Below are 2273 nucleotides of genomic sequence, written 5' to 3' on the forward strand. Positions count from 1 at the left end.
AGGACCTAGTGGACTTGCTGCGCGAGCTCTTCGGTCCGGCAGGACCGTATGGCGTCACCCGCGAGCTTTCCGCAAAGGAATATGCGTATTCGGAATATTCTCCTGCCTCGGCGAGCCCCTCGCGGAACCTCGGCCGACCGCCCGACACGGCTTGACGCACATGATCGCGCCGGTCCGTACGACGTGGAAGGATCGTTATCCGATCATCCCGAGCCACGATTCCCATTCCCCGACTGTCCCGTCGATGCGGTATGACCTGGGCGCTGGTGGGCGCTGGCGTATATCTTCGAGCGCTGGGATTCCTCGGAAAACAAGGTTAGGTGCAAGACGACTAAAGCGGGCAAAACGGTCTCTCCGTCTTCAGTCTTAATCGCTACTTCGATCTTCGGCGCAAGTGGCGTCACCGAAACCGGGCCCGGCGCCGCGGCAGAGCGTGTCCCGAGTCGCGTGGAATTTGGGTGACGATCCACGGTGAACTCTAGGCGGCGGCACCGACGGTGTCGGTGTCTTCGGCGGTTTTGGGGTGGGTGTGGCGGTGCAGGGCCGTGACGAGTTGGGGCATTTGTTTGTGGCCCTTGATGCGGCGGAAGGATCGTTCGGCGTTGAGCATTCCGGCCGCGGTCCAGCGCAGCACCATCTGCCCGTCGCGCCAGCGGGTGACGTTGCGGTTGGTGGCCCTCGCGATGGAAATCATCGACTCGACCGGGTTGGACGTGGTCAGCGTCTTGGCGAGGCGGCCGTCGATGCCGAGGCGGGCGACGGTAAACATCTCCTCCAGCCCCTCGCGCAGGCTGGCGGCTGCGCTGGGATATTTCTTATCCAGTTGTGCAGCAAGGTGTTTAGCATTGCGCAGCCCTGCGTCGGGGTCGGGGTGGGCGAACGCTTTGACTAGCTTGGCGTCCACCCACGCCTGCTCCTTATCGGGCAGGTGATCGGCTAGGTTGCGCCGCTTATGCAAGGTACATCTTTGGATCGCCGCCTTGGCGCCGAACACCTCGCGCACCGCCGCCGACAGGGCCTTGGCGCCGTCGATGACCACCAGCAGCCCATCGTCGACGGCCAGGCCGCGCGCGACGAGGTCGGCCAGCAGCGAGCGGACCACGGTCTTGTTCTCCGTGGAACCGTCCCACAGCCCGACCGGAACCTTCGTACCATCGGCGGTGATCGCCAGCGCCACGACGACGCACCGCTCGGCCAGGTGCTCCCCATCCAACATGAGCACCTTGATGTCCAGCTCGCTCAAGTCGCGGCTCATCAGCTCGGCCAGCGCGGTCTCGGTCTGGCGGATGAACCGGCGCGAAATCGCCGAGCGGCTAGTCGATTTCGCCTCCTCGCCGACCTGGGCGCCCACCGGCTCCGCAATGCGGGCGTGTCGGCGAGTGGCCACCCCGGCCAGCATCCGCTCCATCACCACCTCGGTCAGCAGGTCATCGGCGGCGAAGTGCGTGTAGCTGCTCAGCGGCACCTCGCGCCCATCCAGAGTGCGTGCCCGCGGCCGGCTCACCGGCACCCGACGCCCGCCGAGGGTCACCGAGCCGCGCCCGCTGCCGTGGCGCACCGCGATCCGGTTCCGGTAGTGCTTGCCCTTCGGCCCGGCCACCTCGGCGATCTCGGCCTCAAACATCGCCTGCATCACCGCCATCCCGGCGGCCACGCTCATCGCCAGCAGCCCCTCCCGCGCGGCGCCGGCGATATCGCTCATTGCCAGCTGGATCTCCTCTGGCAGATCGGGCAAGCCCGCGGCGTTGGACGCGTCGGCCAGGCGAACAGTAGGTAGTGTCTTCATGGCGGTCCCTTACTCCTTCTTCGAGGTGTACTTGGCGGTTCACCCGAAGACCTACCATCCGGCAGGCCTCAGGTGAGGGATCGCCACCTCAAGTTCCACGAAGACCGGGACAACCTCGTCTCCACGACGTGGAGCGGGTAACCGGGCAGGAGTCGCAGGTAGGTGCACCGATTGCTGCCGCCGCCCTCATGTTGACCAGCGCGGTGTTGACCTCTTTTGTGGGAGTATTCGCCCTTGCCGCCAACGCTTTGGTGGTTTCGGGACCCGGCTGCGAACGTTCTCGAAGGCGTACGGCCTGGCGGGGCTGCGGATCGGCTACGGGTTTGGCGCGCCTGAGCTCGCCCGCAGCTTGTGGACGATGCAGCCGCCATTCGGCATGGCCATCACGAGTGCAGTCGCGGTCGCGGCTTCCTACGACGCGGACACCCAACTGCGGCAACGTATTCAGCTGATTACAGCGGAGCGCCACAGCCTGCGCAGGCGGCTG

General features: G+C 65.9%; 1 protein-coding gene and 1 pseudogene. One reads left to right on the forward strand and one right to left on the reverse strand.

Features of this window, described 5'->3' with window-relative positions; genetic code table 11:
• Positions 1 to 478: 478 nt before the first annotated feature.
• Positions 479 to 1786 carry an IS256 family transposase gene (locus VN856_RS26305; RefSeq protein ID WP_325694790.1) on the reverse strand — a complete coding sequence of 436 codons (1308 nt, stop codon included), beginning with the start codon at positions 1784 to 1786 and terminating at the stop codon, positions 479 to 481.
• 268 nt (positions 1787 to 2054) lie between these two features.
• On the opposite strand from VN856_RS26305, the pseudogene VN856_RS26310 reads away from it, so the two are divergent.
• A pseudogene (locus VN856_RS26310) lies at positions 2055 to 2273 on the forward strand (aminotransferase class I/II-fold pyridoxal phosphate-dependent enzyme); the annotation flags it as partial.

Origin of the sequence: Mycobacterium sp., from assembly GCF_035603715.1 — a bacterium.
GTDB lineage: Bacteria > Actinomycetota > Actinomycetes > Mycobacteriales > Mycobacteriaceae > Mycobacterium.